Origin of the sequence: Mesorhizobium sp. M7A.F.Ca.US.011.01.1.1, from assembly GCF_003998295.1 — a bacterium.
Taxonomy (GTDB): Bacteria; Pseudomonadota; Alphaproteobacteria; order Rhizobiales; family Rhizobiaceae; genus Mesorhizobium.
In genome coordinates, this window is record NZ_RZRT01000004.1 from 164,553 (window position 1) to 183,275 (window position 18,723).

General features: G+C 62.2%; 19 protein-coding genes. 14 read left to right on the plus strand and 5 right to left on the minus strand.

Annotation, left to right across the window (positions count from 1 at the left end; genetic code table 11):
• The first annotated feature begins 92 nt into the window (after window positions 1–92).
• The 3 genes from EOA13_RS07650 (at window position 93) to EOA13_RS07660 (ending at window position 4,210) form a co-directional block, all read left to right on the plus strand.
• Window positions 93–1,067: an ABC transporter substrate-binding protein gene (locus EOA13_RS07650; RefSeq protein WP_127291030.1), complete on the plus strand. Its 975-nt coding sequence runs from the start codon at window positions 93–95 to the stop codon at window positions 1,065–1,067.
• Window positions 1,068–1,145: 78 nt separating this feature from the next.
• Window positions 1,146–2,231, plus strand: a complete 1,086-nt coding sequence (locus EOA13_RS07655; protein ID WP_127291032.1) for a glycine betaine/L-proline ABC transporter ATP-binding protein — start codon at window positions 1,146–1,148, stop codon at window positions 2,229–2,231.
• A complete protein-coding gene (locus EOA13_RS07660; protein WP_127291034.1) occupies window positions 2,228–4,210 on the plus strand; it encodes an ABC transporter permease subunit in 1,983 nt (660 codons plus the stop codon). The genes EOA13_RS07655 and EOA13_RS07660 overlap by 4 nt, the downstream gene beginning before the upstream one ends.
• 11 nt (window positions 4,211–4,221) lie before the next feature.
• Here the strand turns inward: EOA13_RS07660 and EOA13_RS07665 are convergent, their stop codons facing one another.
• Window positions 4,222–5,580 carry an NAD(P)/FAD-dependent oxidoreductase gene (locus tag EOA13_RS07665; protein ID WP_127291036.1) on the minus strand — a complete coding sequence of 453 codons (1,359 nt, stop codon included), beginning with the start codon at window positions 5,578–5,580 and terminating at the stop codon, window positions 4,222–4,224.
• Between the two features lie 255 nt (window positions 5,581–5,835).
• Here EOA13_RS07665 and EOA13_RS07670 point away from each other — a divergent pair, with 255 nt between their 5' ends.
• Window positions 5,836–6,552: an XRE family transcriptional regulator gene (locus EOA13_RS07670; protein ID WP_127270283.1), complete on the plus strand. Its 717-nt coding sequence runs from the start codon at window positions 5,836–5,838 to the stop codon at window positions 6,550–6,552.
• A gap of 312 nt (window positions 6,553–6,864) precedes the next feature.
• Here EOA13_RS07670 and EOA13_RS07675 read toward each other — a convergent pair whose 3' ends face one another.
• Genes EOA13_RS07675 through EOA13_RS07690 form a run of 4 tightly spaced genes read right to left on the minus strand, consistent with a single transcriptional unit; the run spans window position 6,865 to window position 10,648 of the window.
• Entirely contained in the window at window positions 6,865–7,905 is a 1,041-nt protein-coding gene (locus EOA13_RS07675) for a DUF3445 domain-containing protein (protein ID WP_127291038.1), read from the minus strand.
• A 9-nt stretch (window positions 7,906–7,914) separates the two neighbouring features.
• Entirely contained in the window at window positions 7,915–8,880 is a 966-nt protein-coding gene (locus EOA13_RS07680; RefSeq protein ID WP_127291040.1) for a PDR/VanB family oxidoreductase, read from the minus strand.
• Window positions 8,877–9,473 carry a dimethylamine monooxygenase subunit DmmA family protein gene (locus EOA13_RS07685; protein ID WP_127291042.1) on the minus strand — a complete coding sequence of 199 codons (597 nt, stop codon included), beginning with the start codon at window positions 9,471–9,473 and terminating at the stop codon, window positions 8,877–8,879. The genes EOA13_RS07680 and EOA13_RS07685 overlap by 4 nt, the downstream gene beginning before the upstream one ends.
• Before the next feature lie 41 nt (window positions 9,474–9,514).
• Window positions 9,515–10,648 carry an aminomethyltransferase family protein gene (locus tag EOA13_RS07690; protein WP_023808732.1) on the minus strand — a complete coding sequence of 378 codons (1,134 nt, stop codon included), beginning with the start codon at window positions 10,646–10,648 and terminating at the stop codon, window positions 9,515–9,517.
• Window positions 10,649–10,934: 286 nt separating this feature from the next.
• Between EOA13_RS07690 and EOA13_RS07695 the strand changes: the two genes are divergently transcribed.
• The 10 genes from EOA13_RS07695 to glnT all read left to right on the plus strand — a co-directional run bounded on the left by EOA13_RS07695 (window position 10,935) and on the right by glnT (window position 18,719).
• Window positions 10,935–11,222 carry a hypothetical protein gene (locus EOA13_RS07695; protein WP_127291044.1) on the plus strand — a complete coding sequence of 96 codons (288 nt, stop codon included), beginning with the start codon at window positions 10,935–10,937 and terminating at the stop codon, window positions 11,220–11,222.
• 12 nt (window positions 11,223–11,234) lie between these two features.
• The gene (locus EOA13_RS07700; protein ID WP_013532899.1) at window positions 11,235–11,612 is read left to right on the plus strand and encodes a hypothetical protein; all 378 of its coding nucleotides are present in this window, start codon (window positions 11,235–11,237) and stop codon (window positions 11,610–11,612) included.
• A 36-nt stretch (window positions 11,613–11,648) separates the two neighbouring features.
• A complete protein-coding gene (locus EOA13_RS07705; RefSeq protein WP_013532900.1) occupies window positions 11,649–11,810 on the plus strand; it encodes a hypothetical protein in 162 nt (53 codons plus the stop codon).
• 14 nt (window positions 11,811–11,824) lie between these two features.
• Window positions 11,825–13,228, plus strand: coding sequence for an amino acid permease (locus tag EOA13_RS07710; RefSeq protein ID WP_023808735.1), 1,404 nt, complete (start codon window positions 11,825–11,827; stop codon window positions 13,226–13,228).
• A 45-nt stretch (window positions 13,229–13,273) separates the two neighbouring features.
• Window positions 13,274–13,963 (plus strand): hypothetical protein, encoded by a 690-nt coding sequence (locus tag EOA13_RS07715; RefSeq protein ID WP_164780011.1) that lies wholly within the window; start codon window positions 13,274–13,276, stop codon window positions 13,961–13,963.
• Window positions 13,960–14,283, plus strand: coding sequence for a hypothetical protein (locus tag EOA13_RS07720; protein ID WP_127291046.1), 324 nt, complete (start codon window positions 13,960–13,962; stop codon window positions 14,281–14,283). The genes EOA13_RS07715 and EOA13_RS07720 overlap by 4 nt, the downstream gene beginning before the upstream one ends.
• Before the next feature lie 103 nt (window positions 14,284–14,386).
• Window positions 14,387–15,283 carry a glutamine amidotransferase family protein gene (locus EOA13_RS07725; protein WP_127255241.1) on the plus strand — a complete coding sequence of 299 codons (897 nt, stop codon included), beginning with the start codon at window positions 14,387–14,389 and terminating at the stop codon, window positions 15,281–15,283.
• 4 nt (window positions 15,284–15,287) lie between these two features.
• Window positions 15,288–16,013 (plus strand): GXGXG domain-containing protein, encoded by a 726-nt coding sequence (locus EOA13_RS07730; protein WP_127291048.1) that lies wholly within the window; start codon window positions 15,288–15,290, stop codon window positions 16,011–16,013.
• A gap of 6 nt (window positions 16,014–16,019) precedes the next feature.
• On the plus strand, window positions 16,020–17,348 hold the full coding sequence (locus tag EOA13_RS07735; protein ID WP_127291050.1) for an FMN-binding glutamate synthase family protein: 1,329 nt from the start codon (window positions 16,020–16,022) through the stop codon (window positions 17,346–17,348).
• Between the two features lie 63 nt (window positions 17,349–17,411).
• Window positions 17,412–18,719 (plus strand): type III glutamate--ammonia ligase, encoded by a 1,308-nt coding sequence (gene glnT / locus EOA13_RS07740; protein WP_023808741.1) that lies wholly within the window; start codon window positions 17,412–17,414, stop codon window positions 18,717–18,719.
• Window positions 18,720–18,723: the final 4 nt, after the last annotated feature.

The following is an 18,723-nucleotide window of genomic DNA, read 5'->3' on the forward strand; positions in this document are numbered from 1 at the left end:
GCCTTGCGCAAAGACCAGCCTTTCCAACACAATCAAGAAAAGCCGCAAGAAGGGAACGAACGATAATTTTCACAGCTTGAAGGAGAACAAGCATGTCACTTCGCAGTGTGATTTCGAACTTAACAATGGGAGCCTTCGCGCTTGCCGCCGCAAGTGCGCTTACATCACCGGCTTACGCAGCCGCGCCGGAATCCAACGACCCGATCAAGATCGCGCTGTTCGACTGGACCAGCGTCAACCTGAACGCCAAGATCCTCGGCGGCATCCTGGAAAAGCTCGGCTACACAGTCGAGTATCCGACCGCCGACTACCTTTCCAGCCTGACCACAGGCCTCACCAATGGCGATCTCGATGTCGGCATGGAATTCTGGGACACGACCGCCGGCGAGGCCATGAAGGCCTCCGATGCGACCGGCCAGACCGAACGGCTGGGCAAGCTCGGCCCCAAGGCCAAGGAAGAATGGTGGTTTCCCGAATACATGAAGGAGAAGTGCCCCGGCTTGCCCAATTGGGAAGCGCTGAAGGATCCGAAATGCGCGGAAGCCTTCTCGACGGCGGAGACCGCGCCGAAAGGACGCTATCTCGGCGGCCCGGTGACATGGGAAGGTTTTGACGACGAGCGCGTCGAGGCGCTGAAACTGCCCTTCACCGTCATCCATGCCGGCACCGACGCAGCGATGTTCGCGGAGCTCGATTCGGCCTACCAGCGCAAGGCGCCGATCATGCTGTGGATCTATTCGCCGCATTGGGCGCCGGCCAAGTACAAGGGCGAATGGGTCGAGTTCCCCGAATACACGCCCGAGTGCTACAATGACCCGAAATGGGGTACCAATCCCGACGCCAAATATGACTGCGGCAAGCCGCATGGCGAGATCTGGAAGTACTCCTGGTCCGGCATGAAGGACAAATGGCCGGTCGCCTACAAGGTGGCTAAGGCCTACACGGTCGACACCGACGAACTCAACAAGATGAGCGGCGAGATCGATCTCGGCGGCAAGACGCCGGAAGATGTCGCGGCCGCCTGGATCGCTGCCCATGAGGCAGACTGGAAAGCCTGGGCGCAGTGATCGTTCCAACTGGAAAAATGAGACCCGGCTGCCTGATCAGCCGGGCCTCACTTGTTGATGTTCCAGAAGGACGTTTGAATGACGGACAAGACTGAACAGGGGTCCATTGGGGCGGGCACGCCAAAAGATGCCCGCCCGATAAAGCTTGCCTGCCGCAATGTCTGGAAGCTGTTCGGATCGAATGCGGCCAATTTCATCCGAGAGCGCGACGGCAAGGCCAGCATGGCCGAAATCACTGCCGCCGGGCTGGTCGGCGCGGTGCGCGCCGTCGACCTCGAAATCCGCCAGGGCGAGATCTTCATCATCATGGGGCTCTCTGGCTCCGGCAAGTCGACGCTGGTGCGCTGCATGTCGCGGCTGGTCGAGCCGACCCATGGCAAGGTCGAATTCGAAGGCAATGACCTCCTGAAAATCTCCGATGCAGCACTCATCGAATTGCGGCGGCACCGCATGGGCATGGTGTTCCAGAACTTTGCCCTGCTGCCGCATCTCAACGTGCTGGAGAACATCGCCTTCCCGCTCGGCATCCAGGGTCAGGACCGGGCGACACGCGAAGCGCGGGCGCGCGAGGTCATCGAACTTGTCGGCCTGCGTGGCCGCGAGCATTTCTATCCGCGCGAGCTGTCCGGCGGCCAGCAGCAGCGTGTCGGCATCGCCCGCAGCCTGGCGACCAAACCGGAAATCTGGTTCCTCGACGAGCCGTTCTCGGCGCTCGACCCGCTGATCCGCCGCGAAATGCAGGATGAGCTGATGCGGCTGCAGACCATGTTGCACAAGACCATCGTCTTCATCACCCATGATTTCGACGAGGCGATCCGATTGGCCGACCGCATCGCCATCATGAAGGATGGCGAGGTCATCCAGATCGGCACGCCGGAGGAGCTGGTGGTCAATCCGGCGACCGACTATGTCGCCGAGTTCACCCGCGACGTCGACCGCGCCAAGGTGATCTCGGCACGCAGCCTGATGCGCGCCTGCGACGGCTCGGAGCATGGCGGCACGGTGGCGCCGGATGCCAAGATATCGAGCTTTTCCGCCAGCATCGTTGCCGCCAACAAGCCGTTCGCGGTGGTCAACGGCACCGGCAAGCCGATCGGCGAGGTGACGCCGCAAGCGGTGATCGATTTGCTGGCCGGCATCGATCGCTCGAGGGCCGGCGCATGATGGTGACAGCAAGCGCCAGCGAGGCAAGGCCACGGCCGATTCAGGTCTGGCTGCTGGTCTGGGTGTTCGCGCTTGCCGCCGTGCTTGTCGTGCTCCTGCTGCAGGACCGCCTGCCCTGGGCCGTCAACTATCCGGCAAGCGCCGTTGTGCCGGTCGCCGATTGGGTCAGCGCGCTGATGCGCTGGATCAAGTCGAACCTGTCCTGGTTAACGCGCTCGATCACCGCGGTGCTCGGCGTTCCCCTCGATTTCGCGCTCAATCTGCTGGCCAAGAATTTCAAGGTCGGCCACGGCGCTGACGCCTATGTCCTGCCGCGCCTGTCCTGGGTCGGCGTCTGCGCCGCCGCCTTCCTCGCCGGTCATGCCGTTGGCGGCAGAAAACTCAGCCTGCTGGTCGGCGGCTGCTTCCTCTACATCGCCCTGTTCGGCCAATGGACCAGCGCCATGCTGACGCTGGCGCTGATTTCCATCGCGGTGCCGTTCTGCATCGTCACCGGCCTGTTCGCCGGCATCTGGGCGTGGCGCAAGCCATGGGCGGAAAGGCTCATCGTCTCCCCTGCCCTTGACCTGATGCAGACGATCCCGACCTTCGCCTACCTGATCCCGATGCTGCTGCTGTTCGGCAACAGCCCGGTGTCGGCGATGATTGCGACCGCCATCTTCGCCACGCCGCCGATGGTGCGGGCGACGATGCTGGGCCTGTCGCGGGTGCCGTCGGAGATCGACGATTTCAGCGAAATGGCCGGCTGCACGGCGCGGCAGAAACTGTGGCGAGTGCTGCTGCCGTCGGCGCGGCCGACACTGATGGTCGGCGTCAACCAGGTCATCATGCTGGCGCTGAACATGGTGATCATCGCCTCGATGATCGGCGCCGGTGGACTCGGTTATGACGTGCTTCTGGCACTGCGCGCCCTGAAGGTCGGCGAGGCGATGGAAGCCGGCCTTGCCATCGTGGCACTGGCCATTGCGCTCGACCGGCTGAGCCAGGCCATCGCGCACAAGCAGGCCAAAGGCCATGCCCATCAGGAGATGAGCCCGAGCCTCTGGCAGCGCTATCCCAATCTGATGCTGGCCATCGCCATCCTCATCGTGACAACGCTGCTCGGCCTGTTCGTGCCGGCCTTCGCGGCGGTGCCGAAGGCGATCACCTTCACCACCGCGCCGCTGTGGAAAGCAGCGGTGAACTGGGTGACGATCAATTTCTTCGACACGATCGAAGCGTTCCGCGTGGCGCTGATCCTTAACTTGCTGAACCCGCTGCGTGCCTTTTGCGAAGGGTTTCCCTGGCTGGGCGCGGTGTTCCTGCTCGGCCTCGCCGGCTATCAGCTCTCCGGCCTGCGTCTGGCCGCGTTGGTAGCCGCACTGACCGCCTTCTGCGCCATCACCGGCCTGTGGGAAAAGACCATGGCGACGGTCTATCTCTGCGGCATCTCTGCCTTAATTGCCTGCCTGATCGGCATCCCCATCGGGCTTATGGCCTCGCGCAGCGACCGCTTCGAGAAGATCGTCACGCCCATCATCGACACGCTGCAGGTGCTGCCATCCTTTTGCTTCATCATCCCGGTGGTGATGCTGTTCAGGGTCGGCGACGTCACCGCGATGATCGCAACGGTAGCCTTCGCCGTGGTGCCGGCGATCCGCTACACCAATCACGGCATCAGGCAGGTGCCGCCGGCGCTGATCGAGGCGGCAAAGGTGTCGGGCTGCACGCCGCGCCAGACATTCTTTCGCGTGCAGTTGCCGCTGGCGCTGCCGGAGATCATGCTCGGCGTCAACCAGACGATCCTGATGGCGCTGGCGATGATCATCATTTGCGCCATGGTCGGCACGCGCGATCTCGGCCAGGAAGTGTTCATCGCGCTGTCCAAGGCCGATTCCGGCCGCGGCATCGTCGCGGGCTTGGCAATCGCTTTCATCGGCATCGTCGCCGACCGACTGTTCGGCGCCTGGACGGCGAAGGCCAGGGCGAGGCTGGGATAGCAGGCGCCGCCCTACTCCGCCGCGACGCCCTTCATCTCGAGATAGCTCTCCATCGAATCGTCCAGCGCCTGCAGCCACGGCGTATGGTGCAGCGGCGCCATGGTGCCGGTCATCAGCGAGCGGTAGGCGTGGTCGCGGAAGCCCATGATGTTCTCCGCCTTGTGGTGCTCCCATTCCATGAAGGTCTGGTTGACCGCCTCGACGTCGAAGCCCGGATAGTCGGTCTGGTCCATCAATTCCTTGGTGTAGTCGCCCTGGAACCAGATCATCTGCTCGGCGTCTTCCAGCGTCTCCTCACGTGCGCGCCACTTTGCGCCGTGCTCGGCCATCGCCTCGGCGGACGGCAGCTTGATGCGGCCCATGATGACGTCGCGGGCGAACCAGGCCTGCGCGTCGAACATATTGAAGGTGTAGAACTGGTCCTGCATGCCGATGAAGGACAGTTTCGGGTTCTTCTCCCAGACGACGCCCTCATAGAGCCCGTCCGGCCACATACGGTTGGCGGTCTTGAGCTTCAGTTCCTCGGTGAGGAACGGGAAGGAATGCAGATAGCCGGTGCACAGGATGATGGCGTCGACATCCCTGGTGGTGCCATCCTTGAAATGCGCGGTCTTGCCGACGACCTTCTGTAAGAGCGGCACCTCTTTCCAGTTCTCCGGCCATTTGAAGCCCATCGGCTTCGAGCGGTAGCTGGAGGTGATCGACTTGGCGCCGTATTTGTAACATTGCGAACCGATGTCCTCGGCCGAATAGGAGCGGCCGATGATCAGGATATCCTTGCCCTTGAATTCCATCGCGTCGCGGAAATCGTGGCTGTGCAGGATGCGGCCGTTGAAGGTGGAGAAGCCCTCGAAATAGGGCACGTTGGGCACCGAGAAATGCCCGGAAGCGACGACGACATTGTCGAACTCTTCCGAGTAGGTGACGTCGTTGGTGCGGTCATGCGCGGTGACTGTGAACTTCTTCGTCGCCTCTGAGAAGGTTACCATGCGCACCGGGCTGTTGAAGCGCACCCATTTGCGCAAGCCTGATTTTTCGACGCGTCCCTTGATGTAATCCCACAGCACGGCGCGCGGCGGATAGGAGCCGATCGGCCGGCCAAAATGCTCCTCAAAAGTGTAGTCGGCGAATTCCAGGCATTCCTTCGGTCCGTTCGACCAGAGGTAGCGGTACATCGAGCCGTGCACCGGGTCGCCATGCTCGTCGAGGCCGGTGCGCCAGGTGTAATTCCACAGGCCGCCCCAGTCCGACTGCTTTTCGAAGCAGACGATCTCGGGAATGTCAGCGCCCTTGTCGGCCGCCGACTTGAAGGCCCTGAGCTGTGCCAGGCCGGACGGGCCGGCTCCGATGACGGCAACGCGACTTTTCATGGCAGGCCTCCCGATCTGAATTGCTCTTACGAAACAAATTTCACTCACAGGACAGTAATTGGCCCTTTCGTGCTGTCAACAGCCCGATGCTGAAACAAGGTTCCGCCGATGTGGATTTCCCGCGAAAAATCGGACGCTGCCAAACATCATTATCATCCGCATGCGCGTTCACGCGACTTGCCGTCGCAGTTGCGCTCCTGTATCGGCACCATGTTCACCTAGAGTGAAATAAATCCCAGGAGTGCCGGGGGCGACATGGCGAAGAAGGTTTCCGATCCCAAGGCTGGTCTCGCCGGTGCCACGGCCAAGCCGCTGCCAAAGGTTTCGGCCGACGGCAAGACCATCCGCGCGCCGCTGACGCAGAACCCGCATGCCATTCGCGACACGCGCGAAAAAGTGCTGGAGGTGGCGATCGGCCGCGAGGTGCGGGCGTTCCGCAAGAAACTCGGTATCACCGTCGCCGATCTGGCGGTCGCCACCGACATTTCTCTGGGCATGCTGTCGAAGATTGAGAACGGCATCACCTCGCCGTCGCTGACCACCTTGCAGGCACTGTCGCGGGCGCTCGGCGTTCCTGTCACCGCCTTTTTCCGCCGCTTCGAGGAAGAGCGCAGCGCCGTCTTCGTCAAGGCCGGCCAAGGCCTCGATGTCGAGCGCCGCGGCACCCGCGCCGGCCACCAATACAATCTGCTCGGCCATATCGGCTCGAACACCAGCGGTGTGGTCGTCGAGCCCTATCTGATCACGCTGACCGAAGATTCCGACGTGTTTCCCACCTTCCAGCACGAGGGCATGGAGTTCCTCTACATGCTGGAAGGCGAGGTGGTTTACCGGCACGGCAGCAACCTTTACCCGATGAAGCCCGGCGACAGCCTGTTCTTCGACGCCGACGCGCCGCACGGGCCGGAACAGCTCACGAAACTGCCGATGCGGTACTTGTCGATCATCTGCTATCCGCAGAGCGCGGGGTGAGGTTAGCTGTCCCGCAAAACTCTCTTCCTCTCCCTTCGGAGGGGGGAGAGGTGGCGCTGCGAAGCAGCGACGGAGTGGGGGAAGGCGGTCCTCAAACGCGAAGCCGCCGACAAGTGGCACGACCGAGCCGGCCTGAAATCTCGGCAGGCAGCTGAACAATCGGAAGCATCGCCTGGGCGTGAACTCACAACCGCCGAATCAGGTCGACCCCCACTCCGTCGAGCTTCGCTCGACACCTCTCCCCCGATCGACGGGGTAGAGGAAGGAGCGAAACCGTCCCGCCGGGCTCCTTTCTTTCTCTCCCAGCAGGCTCTAATCCGGCCCAAAGCCCGAACTTGTCGCACTCCCATCATCCAGCTTCGACAGCCACTCGACCAACGCCGGACGATAGCGGGTCAAGCCCTTGTAGTTGGCGAGTTCGTCGGGCAGGTCGCGGATGACGCGGTGCAGGCGCCGTGCCCATTTCGGCTGCGTCACCAGTTCATCCATCTTGATCAGGTAGCAGCGGATCGGAAAGACGATGCCGTTCGAGCGCGGCAGGCGCCAGAAACTCTGCAGCTCGACACGCAGATGCACCTTGTCGCCGACATTCTCCGGCGTCACCGTCGCCCGGTCCGGACCCCATTTGTGGTAATTCTCCGGGCTGGTGTCGAGGCGCGGGTTGACGGTCATCGTCCAGTTCAGGCGCCGGGCCGGCTTGCCTTGCTGGATGTTGGTGAGGAACTTCAGCGCCCTGACAAAAATCCCCTTCTCATGCGCCAGCGGCACCGGCGCGTGCCATTCGAAGAAGTTCATGCCGATGTCGAAATCGAGCGACCAGTCGGCCTGGGTCGTGACCATGCCGGCGTCCATCCACAGATTGCCGTCGCGCTGGTCGAGGATGCAGAAATCGCCCTGGCTCTGGCGGGTGATGTATTCCATCGGGCCGTAAGGCAGCGTCGAGGTGTCGCCGAAGGTGAAGGTGTCGTCGATGCCGAGCGGCCGGTTGATCCAGCGCCAGCGATCGCCGTCGCGCGTCAGCGTGAAATGCTCGGGATAGCCCAGCGCCTGCTGCTCCATCAAAAGCTCGAGCAGATCCCAGCCGGCCAGCGTCATGTGCGGCAGCGACTGGCAGCGCAGCGGATCCTCGGCCAGCACCAGCGCGCGGTCCTGCATCTCGGCGACATAGTGCTCGTCGACGTCGATCAGATTTTCCAAGACGCTGCCCCTGGGCCCGACGACATGCGGCTCGATGTTGACCGCATACATGTAGGCGTCTTCGTGGAACGGGAACGGGAAGCGCCTGATTTGCTCCGGGCTGTTCTTGAAGGTGAAGTCGTCGCGGAACGTTTCCTTGCGAAAGGTGATGCCCATGATCTTCTCCTACCGTTCCAGGACCAGCGACCGGCCTTCGAAGCGCGACACGCACGGCATGATCTTCTTGCCCGAACGGTGCTCTTCCTCGCTCAGCCAGTGGTCGTTGTGGATGAACTTGCCGTCGCAAGAAATGACGTTGGTTTCGCACTGGCCGCAGACGCCGCCGCGGCAGAGGTAAGGTGGATCGACGCCGGCCGCCTCGATCGCCTCCAGGAGACTCTGCTGTTCATCGACGCGGATCGCCTTGCCGCTGACGGCAAGCGTCACGTCGAACGGCAGCCCAGGCTGGGGTGCCGCGAAATGCTCGAAATGCACGGTTTCCGCCGGCCAGCCAAGGCTTGCCGCGCGATCTCGCACCCAGTTGATCATGCCGGCCGGGCCGCAGACATAGAGATGCGTGCCGAGCGGCTGCGTCGACAGCAACCGGTCGAGTTCGATGCGCTCGTCGAGGTCATCATGATAGAGCCTGACCCGCCTGTTGTAGCGCTCGCGCAGCACGTCCGCATAGGTGCCGAGTGCAGCGGTGCGGCAGGTGTAGTGCAGTTCGAAATTTCCGCCTTCCGCCGCCAGCTGCGCGGTCTGCGCCATGAACGGCGTGATGCCGATGCCGCCGGCCAGCATCAGATGCTTTTTGGCGCGCAGATCAAGCGAGAACAGGTTGACCGGATAGCTGACCACCATCTCCATGCCGGGCTTGACGCTCCGGTGCATGAACAGCGAGCCGCCACGGCCGACATCGTCGCGGCGTACCGAGATCGTGTATTCGCGCGTATCGAGCGGCGAGCCCATCAGCGAATAGGGATTGAGCCTGGTGCGTTCGCCGTCGCGCATCTCGACCACGACATGGGCGCCACCGGAAAAAGTCGGCAAAAGCTGCCCGTCGCGCCGGCGAAAATGGAAGCGGGTCACGAGGTCGTTGACCGGGACGACATCGCTGACAACGACATCGAGCTTGGTGGTGCCGGTGCTCATCGGAAAATCTCCTCCATAGGAGGAATTTCGCTGCGATCTTCCGCATTGATGCAGACGCCCTGGAAGGCGGCGATGCGCCTGGAATAGTGATCGCGCACCAGAAGCAGCAGGCCGCAATGCGCGCAGGTTGCCGGCTGCGTCGTGACATTTTCGGTGATGCCCTTGCAGTGGACGCATTGCATGCGCCGCGCCAGCGAGCCGCGATGCTCGGTCTGGATCGAGGTGTGGTCGATGCCGGCTTCCAGCGCCACCTGCATCGCCTGGCCGATCAGGCCTTCGGTGCCCGAGAGATAGAGGCGCAAGCCCATATGCGCGTTAGCCAACGTCTGCTTGAGCCGCGGCAGCAGGCTGGCGAAGGACGGCGCCTGATGAAACTGCGCCGGCTTCAGCGCTTCGAGGGCGGCGACGTGTTTGCCGTCAGGTCCGGGAATGAAGACGATTTCGGCGTCGTCGAAAAACCCGGGCGGCGCCCTCCCGGCCATCTCCGCTATTGCCAGCGCCCCTTCCGCATCCGCGATGAAAAGATGATGCTTGCCGGGCTGCGGAGACAAGGTTCCGTAAACCGGCCGGCTGATGATGCTTTTGGCTGCCATTTAAGTCTTCGTGCCTCGAACCCCTCGCCGTTGACTATGCCTCAACCTTTCGCCGTGCGCTTGGTCTTCTTGGGATCGTCGAATGGCAGTGGCTGCGCCGTGGCCTTGATGGCACCGCTCTTGTTGCGGATTTCGAGCTTGGTGTCCTTGACCGCGCAGTCGACGTCGAGCCGGGCGATGCCCATCGATTTCTCGACCAGCGGCGAATACATGGCGCAGGTCACCACGCCGACCTTTTTGCCGTCGCGATAGACCGGCGCGCCTTCATCGGCCGGCTCCTTACCGTCGAGCAAGACGCCATAGATCTTGAAGCGCTCCTTGCCCTTCAGACGATAGTGCTCCTCGGCACCGCGAAAGCCGGTCTTGCCAGGGCTGACGGTGAAGTCGAGGCCGAGTTCCCACAGCGTGTCGCCTGGGCCTTCATTCTCAAACGGATACTTTTGGGAGTTGTCGTAGGGATAAAAGAGCAGATAACTTTCGACGCGCAGCATGTCGAGCGTGGTGAAGCGGCACGGAATGATGCCGGCGCTCTTGCCCTCGTCGAGGATCCTGTCCCAGATCGTGCCGGCATCCTGGCCGCGGCAGAAGATCTCGTAGCCGCGCTCGCCGGTATAGCCGGTGCGCGAGATCATGACGGGCAAGCCGAACAGTTGCGTCTGCATGTGATGGAAATAGTTGAGGTCGCGAATACCCGGCACGTGCTTGGCCAGATAGTCGACCGCTGTCGGACCCTGCAGCGACAGATCGTGCAGATTGTCGTCGAAGCGCAGCGACACGTCGCGTCCTACCGAAGCACGCTGCAACTCCTCATGGCCGGTGCCCGAACCATGCACGACCATCCATGCATTGGGGCCGGTGCGGTAGAGGATGCAATCATCGGTGAATTTCCCCGCCTCGTTCAGCATGCAGGCATAGGCAGACTTGCCGGGATAGATCTTTTCGACATCGCGCGTCGTCGCCAGGTCGATCAGGTGTGAGGCATGCGGCCCGGTGATATGGACTTTCTTGAGGCCGGAGACATCCATCAGACCAGCCTTCGTGCGGATGGCGATGTACTCCTCGTCGGCGTCCTTGTCGTAGGTCCAGGCGGTTCCCATGCCGCTCCAGTCTTCGAGCTTCGAACCGAGCGCGCGATGGCGATCCGCCAGGGTCGAAAATCTCCAGGATGCCGTCATCCGCTCGTCCTCCGTTTCGATAATGCTCTGCTGTTCCCTGCCCCCTGCGCAGCGGCGGGAGCTTTGGCCGAATATTGATCGCAAACCTCCGGGCGCCGCAATACCCATAAGCAATTAATTTCATTGTCAGGCAAAATCCGTTGCGCCAAGCAAACGGTTAACCCCGCGTAAATCGCGCTTGACAATTGCGGAATTCGGACCGAGTTTATGAAAAAAATTTCACTCTGTTGAAAGAGGACGGCGGACGGGAGATTCGGAACCGGACGGCGGAAAAGGGGAGAAACCGATGTCAGACATGCAGCAGCGCATCGAAGCGCTGTACCGTTCCGACCTGCGCGGAGCCGCGCTCCTGATCGTCTGCCTGTGGGCGACGATCCTCTTCGTCCTCCTCATGACATGGCCCTACATCCCGCACAGCGGCATCAAGGCCGTCGTCGCGATCGCCGCTGGCGCCGTGCTGATCTTCAACACGGCGGCCATCCTGGCGATGGTCAAGCACTACAAGGAAGACAAGGAATTCATCTACGGGCTCGACATCAAGAACGCCGACGCGTTCAGCAACCGCAAGTCCTGAGGGGTAGAAGAAATGTCCCGCTACACGCCGCCGGAGCAAAGCAAGGCCGGGCAGGTTTTCGACATCGCCGTCGTCGTCGTCGCCATTTTCGTGGCACTGTGGCTACCGCTCAAGCTGGGCCTCGCCGGCGCGGCGAAATCCATCGACGCGCTCGACGCCAAGACCTGGGAAGCGCTAGGCCAGAACCCGACCATGGCGTCTATCTGGGAAAAGCTCGGCTATACGCCCGAGACCGCGCACGACATCATCCAGAACCGCTTCCACTATGTCATCGACTGGCCGACGCTGATCATCATGGCGGCGGTGCTGATCGGTTATTTCGTCTTCCTGTTTCGTGCATCAGACCGCGAATATCGCGACGTCATCAACGAAAAATTCGACGACAAGTAAGAGTTCTGAGGACGATCTAATTCGGGGGACACGATCATGTGGGTGGCACTCTCTTACGCATGCTGGGGCATCTCGATCGTGCTCGCTTTGTGGATGCTCTACGACTGGTTCAAGGTCGACACGACCTTCTCCGAAGAGGTGCTGACCTCCTCGCGCGAAGGCGAACTGGAAGCCACTTCCGAAAAACACCGGATCTGAGTGAGGATTGAACAATGACGATCGCACTTGAACCGGCTGCCCCGGCTGCCCAAGGGGACAGAGTTTCACTCCTGCGCGTGCTCGGACCGGCCCATGTCTGGGCGCTCGGCGTCGGCATCGTCCTGGTCGGCGAATTCACCGGCTGGAATTTCTCGGCCGACAAGGGTGGCGCACTGGCTGCGCTGATCGTCTGCTGGGTCGTGGGATTGCTCTACACCTCGGTCGCCATGATCGATTCCGAGGTGACATCGACCGTGGCCGCCGCCGGCGGCCAGTATGCGCAGGCAAAGCACATCGTCGGACCGCTGATGGCGTTCAACGTCGCGCTGTTCCTGGTCTTTGCCTACACCATGCTCGAAGTGTCCGACGCCATCCTGCTCGGCGACACCATCGTCGCCAAGGCGGGGGTCGAAGGGCTCACCCACAATTCCTTCATCGCCGCGACCATCGTCGTGCTGGCGTGGCTGAACTATCGCGGCGTGCTGATGACGCTCAACGTCAACTTCGTCATCACAGCAGTCGCCTATATCTCGATTGTCATCCTGTTCTTTTCGGTCAGCCCGTGGACGCAAGGCGCCGTGCTGAAGCTGAACGAGTTGGTCACTCCCGGCAATGCGCTCCCCTATGGCTGGATCGGCGTCATCGCCGCCTTCCAGTTCGGCATCTGGTACTATCTCGGCATCGAGGGCACCACACAGGCCGCCGAGGAAGTGCGCTCGCCGGCCCGCTCGCTGCCTTACGGCACCATGGCCGGCATGATCACGCTTTTGATCGCAGCCGCCATGACCTGGTATGTCTGCGCCTCGATGATGCCATGGGAGTATCTCGGCATCACCTATTATCCGCTGTGGGACGCCGGCAAGCTGACTGGCAGCCCGCTGCTCGAGAACCTGTTGTTCGTCGCCACGCTGCTTGCTGCAATGGCCTCCGCCAATGGCTGCATCAACGATGCGGCGCGCGCCTGGTTCTCGCTCGGCCGCGACCGCTATCTGCCGACATGGTTCTCGGCCGTGCATCCGAGATATCGCACGCCCTATCGTTCGATCCTGTTCCTGCTGCCGATCGCGCTGGCCTTCGCCTTCATCGCCGACCTCAACCAAGCGATCACCTTCTCGATCCTGTCGGGCGTGCTGCAATATACCTTCATGAGCATCAACATCATCATGTTCCGCAAGAAGTGGCCGCTGGGCTCGATCCGGCGCGGCTACACGCACCCCTTCCACCCGATCCCGGCCATCGTGCTGTTTTGCCTGTGCGTGGTGACCTTCTTCGCCATCTTCCTCGGCTTCGGCTCGCAGCTGATCGCCATGGTCGCCTTCTACTTCCTGATCTCACTGTGGTTCCATTTCTATCGCTACAAATTCGTGCGGCGCGGCGATCAGTTCACCATGCCGTGGCCGAAGCCGCAGGGTTATTGATGGGAGAAGGCCCGTCCATAGCCTGGGCGGGCCTGGCATGAGAAAATGTCCGAGGTGACATCAGCACTGCTGGCCGGGGCCATTGTCCTGGCTGTCGTTCTCCACCTTGCCCGGCAGGCGCGTGCCAGCCGCAGCAGGGCATCGATGGCGCTCGCCGTTGAGCAAGGCCGCATCCGCACAGTCATCGCCGACGCTGCCAATGTTTCGGATGGCACCGCCGGCGTCATCACCTGGGAAGGATCCTGGAACAGCAAACGTGTCCAGGTGCGCACCATCGTCGATACGCTGGCGACGCGAAAACTGCCGGCGCGCTGGCTCAGTGTTTCGATCACCGAAGAGGTCGCGGTGCCAGCGACGTTCGACATGATGATGCGGCCGGGATCGCCGACGACCTTCTCCAATTTCGATCATCTCGAGCACACGCTGCCGAAGAGCTCAGCATTTCCGGCTGAGGCCGTGTTGCGGACGGATCGCAGGGGCGTCTACTTCCCACTGGAGACCATCGCCGGCCACCTCGGGATTTTTTCCGAAGGGCGCGCCAAGGAACTGCTGATCACCCCGAAAGGGGTACGCATCGTGTGGCTGCTGGCCGAAGCCGAACGGGCGCGCTACGGTGTGTTCCGGCAGGCCGAATTCGGCGACGCCACACTCGATCCCGCACTGATCGAAAGACTGCTGGTATCGATGTCGGCGCTTCGCGACGCCATCAACAAAAGCGAACGGCAGGCCGCATGACCATTCCCACCACTGCACCCACCAACCCCTATCTGGTTCTCGGTGCCGCAATCGTGCTGCCGGGAAGCGGGCATGTCATTCTCGGCGTGCCGGTGCGCGGCCTTCAGTTCCTTTTCTTCATGGTGATCCTGGCATGGGTGACGGCCAAGATCGCACCGTCGGATGCCAGCTTTGCCGGCCGTCACGCCGGCGGCTTCCTGATCTATGCCTTGTCGATTCTCGACGCCTACAAGATCGCTCGCATCCGCACCGCCAAATGGGTTCACAATGCCCGGCGAGACGGCGACAGTGCGCAGAGCGGCATTGAGCCGCATAGGTAACAAGAGGAATATTTTTTTCATACGATTGAATTTGTGCAACTCATTCGATACATCCTCTCTTAGCTACAAACGATCTCTTAGCTACAAACATCGGGAGGCTGACATGTGTGGAATTGTCGGACTGTTTTTGAAGGACAAGTCGCTGGAGCCCCAGCTTGGCGCGATGCTGTCGCAGATGCTGATCTCGCTCAGCGATCGCGGTCCCGACAGCGCCGGCATTGCCATCTATGGCGCGCCTTCCAAAAATGAGGCCAAGATCACCATTCAGTCGGCCAAGCCGGACCGCGATTTCCGCGGCCTCGAGGCGGAGCTCGCCAAGGCCATCGGCACGCCGGTGACGATCGCGGTGAAATCCACCCATGCGGTCGTCAGGACCACGCCCGCCAAGATCGATGAAGCGCGCGAAACCATCCAGACGCTGCGCCCCGACATCCGCATCATGGGCGCCGGCGACGTTGTCGAGATCTACAAGGAAGTCGGCCTGCCCGAGGCGGTCGTCGATCGCTTCGATGTCCGCAAGATGACCGGCACGCATGGCATTGGTCATACCCGGATGGCGACGGAATCGGCTGTGACGACAATGGGCGCGCATCCTTTCTCGACCGGCGCCGACCAGTGCCTTGTGCACAATGGCTCGCTGTCGAACCACAACAATGTCCGCCGTGAGCTGATCCGCGAAGGCATGACCTTCGAGACCGAAAACGACACCGAGGTTGCTGCCGCCTATCTCTCGTCGCAGATGGCGCATGGCAAGAATCTCGGCGAGGCGCTGGAGGGCACGCTCTCCGACCTCGATGGCTTCTTCACCTTCGTCGTCGGCACCAAGAACGGCTTTGGCGTGGTGCGCGATCCGATCGCCTGCAAGCCTGCCGTGATGGCCGAAACCGACCAGTATGTCGCCTTCGGCTCGGAATATCGCGCGCTGACCAAACTGCCCGGCATAGACAATGCGAGGGTCTGGGAACCCGAACCCGCAACCGTCTATTTCTGGGAGCATTGAGTTCATGCCGGCAACCACGCTTTCAAAGACCGCGGCGCACGACCCTCGGGTCTTCGATCTCGACCAGCTGTCGTTGCGCGAACTCAACCAGGCGCTGCACAATCTGGCGCCCGGCTCGAACGAAACGGCATGGGAAGTGCTGAACCCGAAAGGCAGCCACTCGGTCGCCGTCGGCGTCGACCGGCCCGTTGCCATCGATGTGCGCGGCAGCGTCGGCTATTACTGCGGCGGCATGAATTCCGGCAGCACCATTACCGTGCATGGCTCGGCAGGCCCTGGCGTCGGCGAGAACATGATGTCGGGCTCGATCACCATCAAAGGCGACGCCAGCCAGTATGCCGGCGCCACCGGCAAGGGCGGCCTGCTGGTCATCGAAGGCAACGCCTCGTCGCGCTGCGGCATTTCGATGAAGGGCATCGACATCGTCGTGCACGGCAATATCGGCCACATGTCGGCGTTCATGGCGCAGTCGGGCAATCTGGTGGTGCTGGGTGATGCCGGCGACGCGCTGGGCGATTCCATCTACGAGGCGCGGCTCTTCGTGCGCGGCAAGGTCGACAGCCTGGGTGCCGACTGTATCGCCAAGGAGATGCGGGCCGAGCATCTGGAATTGCTGCAGGGCCTGCTCGATCGCGCCGGCGTCACCGGCGTCAAGCCGGCGGAGTTCAAGCGCTACGGCTCGGCGCGTACCCTCTACAATTTCAATATCGACAACGCCGACGCGTATTGAGGCAGCATGACCTACAGGAACCCGCCGACGACGCCGCGCAAATCCGCGACCTTCGACGACTATACGCTTTCCGAAATCCGCCGCGCCGCGGCGACCGGCATCTATGATATCCGTGGCGCCGGCGCCAAGCGCAAGCTGCCGCATTTCGACGACCTGCTGTTCCTCGGCGCCTCGATCTCGCGCTATCCGCTCGAAGGCTACCGCGAGCGCTGCGACACATCAGTCGTGCTGGGTTCACGCCATGCCAAGAAGCCGATCGAGCTGAAGATCCCGATCACCATCGCCGGCATGAGCTTCGGCTCGCTGTCGGGGCCCGCCAAGGAGGCGCTCGGGCGTGGCGCAAGCCTATCGGGCACCTCGACCACGACGGGCGATGGCGGCATGACCGAGGAAGAGCGCGGTCATTCCAAGCAGCTGGTCTATCAATATCTGCCGTCGCGCTACGGCATGAATCCACGCGATTTGCGCCGGGCCGATGCCATCGAAGTCGTTGTCGGCCAGGGCGCCAAGCCAGGTGGCGGCGGCATGCTGCTTGGCCAGAAGATCTCCGATCGCGTCGCCGAAATGCGCACGCTGCCGAAAGGCATCGACCAGCGCTCGGCCTCGCGCCACCCCGACTGGACCGGGCCCGACGATCTCGAGATCAAGATCCTCGAATTGCGCGAAATCACCGACTGGGAAAAGCCGATCTACGTCAAGGTCGGCGGTGCGCGGCCCTACTATGACACGGCGCTTGCCGTGAAGGCCGGCGCCGATGTCGTCGTCGTCGACGGCATGCAGGGCGGCACTGCGGCAACGCAGGAAGTGTTCATCGAAAATGTCGGTATGCCGACGCTTGCCTGCATCAGGCCGGCGGTGCAGGCGCTGCAGGATCTCGGCATGCACCGCAAGGTGCAGCTGATCGTCTCCGGCGGTATCCGCAACGGCGCCGATGTCGCCAAGGCGCTGGCGCTCGGCGTCGACGCGGTCTCGATCGGCACGGCTGCCCTTGTCGCGCTCGGCGACAACGATCCGCGCTGGGAGGCGGAGTATAACGAGCTCGGCACCACGGCCGGCGCCTATGACGACTGGCACGAGGGGCGCGACCCCGCAGGCATCACCACGCAGGACCCCGAACTGATGAAGCGGGTCGACCCGGTGGCCGCCGGACGCCGGCTGGCGAACTACCTCAAGGTGATGACGCTGGAAGCGCAGACCATCGCCCGTGCCTGCGGCAAGAACAGCCTGCACAATCTGGAACCCGAGGACCTCGTCGCGCTGACGATCGAGGCAGCCGCCATGGCCGGCGTACCGCTGGCCGGCACCAACTGGATACCGGGGAAGAACGGCTTCTAATCAATGAAGGGCCGAAGCCCACACGCTCTGGGGCCACAATCGACAAAAAAATGGGGAACTTCCGTGACAGTTGATCTTGCTGAATTCGCAAGGGCGAAAAACGTCAAATATTTCATGATTTCCTACACTGACCTGTTCAGTGGCCAGCGTGCCAAGCTGGTGCCGGCGCAGGCAATCGCCGACATGCAGAAGGATGGCGCCGGCTTTGCCGGTTTCGCTACCTGGCTTGATCTGACGCCAGCGCATCCCGACATGCTGGCGGTGCCGGACCCGGACTCGGTCATCCAGCTGCCGTGGAAGCCGGAGGTCGCCTGGGTCGCCGCCAACTGCATCATGGACGACAAGGAGGTCGACCAGGCGCCGCGCAACACGCTGAATCGGCTGATCGCGGAAGCTGCCAGCGACGGCATGCACGTCAAGACCGGCGTCGAGGCCGAATTCTTCCTGATCTCGCCCGACGGCAAGACGATTTCCGACGAATACGACACGGCCTCAAAGCCCTGCTACGACCAGCAAGCGGTGATGCGCCGCTATGACGTCATCGCCGAAATCTGCGACCACATGCTGGCGCTCGGCTGGGGCGCCTACCAGAACGACCACGAGGATGCCAACGGCCAATTCGAGATGAACTGGGCCTTCGACGACGCGCTGGCGACCGCCGACAAGCACTCGTTCTTCAAATTCATGGTCAAGTCGATCGCCGAGAAGCACGGCCTGCGCGCGACGTTCATGCCCAAACCCTTCCAGGGCCTGACCGGCAATGGCTGCCATGCCCATATCTCGGTCTGGGACAAATCGGGCAAGACCAACGTCTTCGCCGACAATGCGATGGAGCTTGGCCTGTCGGCCAAGGGCCGGAATTTCCTCGGCGGCATCATGAAGCATGCTTCCGCGCTTGCCGCGATCACCAACCCGACGGTCAATTCCTACAAGCGTATCAATGCGCCGCGCACCATTTCGGGCGCCACCTGGGCGCCGAACACGGTGACCTGGACCGGCAACAACCGCACCCACATGGTGCGCGTGCCCGGCCCCGGCCGCTTCGAACTGCGGCTGCCGGATGGTGCTGCCAACCCCTATCTGCTGCAGGCGGTTATCATCGCCGCCGGCCTCGACGGCATCCGCTCGAAGGCAGATCCCGGCAAGCGCTACGACATCGACATGTACCAGCATGGGCACACGGTGAAGGGCGCGCCAAAACTGCCGCTCAATTTGCTCGATGCGTTGCGCGAGTTCGACAAGGACAAATCGCTCAAGGCGGCGCTGGGTGAGGAATTCTCGTCGGCCTACCTAAAGCTGAAGCACCAGGAATGGAATTCCTATGCTTCGCACTTCACGCAATGGGAGCGCGACCACACGCTGGACATCTAGAGCA